Origin of the sequence: Vibrio qingdaonensis (assembly GCF_026191675.1) — a bacterium.
GTDB classification, from domain to species: Bacteria; Pseudomonadota; Gammaproteobacteria; order Enterobacterales; family Vibrionaceae; genus Vibrio; species Vibrio qingdaonensis.
On sequence record NZ_JAKRRY010000180.1, the window covers coordinates 1 to 334 of the forward strand.

Consider the following 334-nt stretch of genomic DNA (forward strand, 5'->3'; position numbering starts at 1 on the left):
AGAAGAAGGAGTTAAGCAAGTCTTTAAAGCAATGGCGGCTCATAGTTATCAAACATCGAATTTTGAAACATGGTGTGGTTTAAACTTGCTTGCCGTGGACGGTGTTGTCTGGAGAACAACAGATACCCCCGAAAATCACCAAGAATTTAAAGCACAGCGTAATAATGGCGTCGAAAATATCTATCCTAAAGTTCGTATGGTGTGCCTGATGGAACTGACGAGTCACCAGCTAATTGATAGTACATTTTCGGACTATCGAACCAATGAAATGCGTCTGGCGGAAGAGCTCATTGAGCAAGTTCCGGAGCATTCACTCACTATTTTTGACAAAGGC

The 334-nt window shown here is 42.5% G+C and carries 1 protein-coding gene; it reads left to right on the forward strand.

The features are described from left to right. On the forward strand, nt 1-334 hold a 334-nt coding region (locus MD535_RS25920), incomplete at both ends, for a transposase (protein ID WP_390902980.1).